General features: G+C 43.1%; 6 protein-coding genes. 5 read left to right on the top strand and 1 reads right to left on the bottom strand.

All coding sequences use genetic code 11. The features are described from left to right. Window positions 1–222: 222 nt before the first annotated feature. A complete protein-coding gene (locus L5M18_RS22855; RefSeq protein WP_263198701.1) occupies window positions 223–462 on the top strand; it encodes a hypothetical protein in 240 nt (79 codons plus the stop codon). A gap of 436 nt (window positions 463–898) precedes the next feature. On the opposite strand, the gene L5M18_RS22850 is transcribed toward L5M18_RS22855, so the two are convergent. Beyond that, the gene (locus L5M18_RS22850; protein WP_263198700.1) at window positions 899–1,441 is read right to left on the bottom strand and encodes a helix-turn-helix transcriptional regulator; all 543 of its coding nucleotides are present in this window, start codon (window positions 1,439–1,441) and stop codon (window positions 899–901) included. Window positions 1,442–1,559: 118 nt separating this feature from the next. On the opposite strand from L5M18_RS22850, the gene L5M18_RS22845 reads away from it, so the two are divergent. Genes L5M18_RS22845 through L5M18_RS22830 form a run of 4 tightly spaced genes read left to right on the top strand, consistent with a single transcriptional unit; the run spans window position 1,560 to window position 3,386 of the window. Then, window positions 1,560–2,684, top strand: a complete 1,125-nt coding sequence (locus tag L5M18_RS22845; RefSeq protein ID WP_263198699.1) for a phage/plasmid replication protein, II/X family — start codon at window positions 1,560–1,562, stop codon at window positions 2,682–2,684. An 11-nt stretch (window positions 2,685–2,695) separates the two neighbouring features. Continuing rightward, window positions 2,696–3,022, top strand: a complete 327-nt coding sequence (locus L5M18_RS22840) for a G5P family DNA-binding protein (RefSeq protein ID WP_263198698.1) — start codon at window positions 2,696–2,698, stop codon at window positions 3,020–3,022. Between the two features lie 2 nt (window positions 3,023–3,024). Further along, a complete protein-coding gene (locus L5M18_RS22835; protein ID WP_263198697.1) occupies window positions 3,025–3,210 on the top strand; it encodes a hypothetical protein in 186 nt (61 codons plus the stop codon). Beyond that, window positions 3,201–3,386: a hypothetical protein gene (locus tag L5M18_RS22830; protein WP_173244884.1), complete on the top strand. Its 186-nt coding sequence runs from the start codon at window positions 3,201–3,203 to the stop codon at window positions 3,384–3,386. The genes L5M18_RS22835 and L5M18_RS22830 overlap by 10 nt, the downstream gene beginning before the upstream one ends. Window positions 3,387–3,505 lie beyond the last annotated feature (119 nt).

Below are 3,505 nucleotides of genomic sequence, written 5' to 3'. Positions count from 1 at the left end.
TGCGCACAATGTGATCTCACGTTATGTAAAACTGCTTTTTTTTGTAGCATCCGGACATAAAAAAACAGCCCTGAAAGGGCTGAGTTTTGCATAACTTGGATTGTGCGAAGTACTATTCTGCTCCAAACACTATACTGATGCATCAACAATGCAATATCTATCAATAGGTTATATGTGGTGGTATGATTTATAAACACATTATCAAAATAGAGAGATATTTTAATGAGCCAATCAATCGCTGAAATTCTAAAATGCACGGTTAATCATTCACTTTCATCCATCAGAACTGAGTTTTCAGATTTAGATGAGAGTTCTAAACGTCATGTTGTTGTGGCTGCTGTCCTCGAGATTTATAAAGCAGAAGCTCTAGGCGGTGCAGGTATGAACTCTTTCCATAATAACCTTTCAGAATTTTCTGAGCATGTCGCACAAATATTAGATGTTCTCAACACAGAAAGCTGATGGGATTATTAAGGGACTTGTCCCTTGATGCCAAGCGCTCTTAATAGGGCGCTTTTAAGCCCGTTTATTTCCCCCGCCAGACTCTTTTCTTTAGCTGCTGACTTGCAGCGTGTTTACAGCTAAACGGTCGAAGACAAAACCAACTCACAGCATTCAAAAGTGCAGTACTGTAATACTGCACTTTTGTACCATTGGTGGTACTTTTTCGAAGGGGATTAAGCGAGAACTTGGAAAGGGGCCCGCCATAGCGGGAAAGGCCCCAAGTGACAGCGAGAGCCCCTGAGTCCACATACTTTAACAGTGGACTCTACTCCGGATTTCGGAGTTTCTGACGCCTTGCAACTCGTCCTTGTTGCAGCGTGGAGGAAGGGGGAGGCAAGCGAAGCGCCCCCGACCGAAACAGACTTTTTAGGTTTGGGTTCCTGTTACACCCAAACTAACTGCGGACATCTTCAGTCATACCCAACACTTTCATTGCGTGCTTCTTTGCTCGTTCTATTTCTTCTGGGCTAGCATCAAGGCTATTTGACTCAATTACTTTCAGGGTTAATCTAGCTTGAAACTCGTCATTTGCACGTTCTTCAATATCGAACATTTCGTAAGGATAATCAGATACTTTAGAAAGCATCTTAATGAAGCCTTCTGTATCGTTAATATACTCATGCATACCTATTAACATTTCTGTCTGCGGGACTTCATTCATAAGGATTCCTACACGCCTTACAAATTCTAACGGCTCCATTTTGAAATGTTTCACTTCCCCTCTGCATATTTCGCTTTCTGAAACTTTCAGAATTTCAGCTAATAATTTGATATTGCTAGCTTTAGGTTCATTTTTACCGTTTTCCCATTTCATATAGGTCTGCGGGGTAACACCGACATACTCAGCCACTTCTGTTTGCTTTAACTTTCTAGCCTCTCTAGCTTCTCTAAGTACATCTTTTAGCATCTCGTTAATCTCGTAGGTGTGATTTTTCATTAGTATAACCCTCCTTTTTGATAGGTTGACTTTACATTTCCTTTATCATTGCTGTAAAGTATGAAAAAAGATACTTGACAGGTTTTTTATCTAATTGTTTTTCATCGACCGCTTATTCATGCAACAAGACCATCCAGCAGGCAGTGTGCCATTTGTTGGACGTCACCGCATTGAACGCGTCGAACTAGAAACGGGTGAATATTTACCGCCTTCGGTAAACCAGAAAATTCTAGAAGGGTCTTACAGCACCAAATTGAACATCCGGTGTGATGGGCAACGGGTGAGGGTGGAAGGTAATCCGTCTCGCTGGCAACGCATGGATAACCTTTTTGGCTTGCAAACGCTTGATGAATGCGTGGCGATCTTTAATCACGTTTTAGCGCAATACGGTTTACCTCCGTTCACTAAAAATACCCAGATTTCATACCGCCAAACTCCAGACGGCAAAACCACACAATTAGTTGGTAATGGTGCCGAGATTACCGCTATCGACTGGACTGTTAACCATCAAGTAGGCAAGGGCAAAGAGGCCTCATTTATCCGTGGTATGTCGTCAATGCAAATCGGTCGAGGTCGAAAACCCAAGCTTTATCCAGACGGCCACACTTGTAACTGGGGCGAAGGTTCTACATGGATAATGACCAAGCTTTATAACAAAGCTATTGAATTACAAAGACATCTTAATAAAGAGCTCCGTAAAAAAGCCGGTGTTCCTATCGATAGACTTAACTACCTAGAAAACCTCATTAAATACTGTGAAAGCACAGGTGTTGTACGCGAAGAACACAGCTTAAGACAGGCCTTACTTAAACGTCATACATTGCAATTTTATGGCCGAGTCACTGAACAAGACTTTTACCCACACCTAAAAGAGATCGAGACCGCCATGAAAACCATCCATATATCGCATGATGAGCATCAAAGCATTGCAGACCAACTTATCAGTCAAGGCGTGGTAAAGAGCCGTCAAGCGGCTAATGCAACCCAGAGCTACGCCATTTTATGGCAGCACGGGACTGATTTACGGAACCCCAACGTCCTATCTGAACGTCAGTTCTACGAACATAAAGCCCGTTTAAAAGTCATCGGCATCGATATTGGCCAGCAATTCGATGTGAGTCGTATGTGCCCAACACTAAGACGCTCAGAAGTTATTGAAGTTAAACCATTAATCGTCCCGCACTGGTATCAATTACCGATAGTTGCACAATCCAATGTTTTACCATTTAAAGCCTACGCATAGGAGCTATGACCATGTTAAAAATCGAATTATTTCAAGAGGATGTAACCGTAACCGCCCGAAACATGCCACCGAAAGACGGTAAGCCTGGGCGAACCATTTACGAGCAAAGAGCTTACGCATATTTAGGCGGAAAATTTCCTGTCCAAATGAAATTACAAGTCGAAGATCCAACTAAGACGTATCAAGCCGGAGAATATCAAGTTGATAGCTCAAGCTTTGTCGTGAACAACTTTGGCGGCCTTGAACTAAAACGCTTTGGCTTAACAATCACGCCAATAACGTCGTTAATCGCATCGGCACCAAGAACGATGGCCAATCCACACAATAAGGATGCTTGAGCATGGACGAATCACTAATCAATAGCGCAATCCAGCTACGTAACGACATACAGGCTATCAACGATTTTTTACTGAAAGGCTTAGCGCCTGAAGATGCTCAACTGCAATTAATCGCTAAATCTTGCGTGTTACTGGGCGAACTGGACGACACACTAGAACAACTTAGGGACACAGCATCATGCAAATAATCCCTTATGACGGCGGCTATAGCATGGTTGAACGTCAAGACAAGCCCGAGCTGCAATGTAACAACTGTAATAAGCCTTGGTGGTATGATGATTTTGACTCGATATTTATCCAGTGCCCACATTGCCAAGGCGAACTGCGTAGAGTCACGCCAGAAGAACCATTTAGACATCGCTAAGGCATAGCAAGGAATGCCGACGAGCGAAGCCTGAGCCGAGGAGAAATGACGCGCTAATGCCGATAACGACACTTATCGGCACATCTAATTCCTTCCATACAAAGCTGCGCACAATGTGA

Source organism: Shewanella sp. SM20, assembly GCF_025654545.1.
Classification (GTDB): domain Bacteria; phylum Pseudomonadota; class Gammaproteobacteria; order Enterobacterales; family Shewanellaceae; genus Shewanella; species Shewanella oncorhynchi.
Note: the sequence above shows the minus strand (reverse complement) of the source record. Positions and strands in the feature narration are given on the sequence as shown.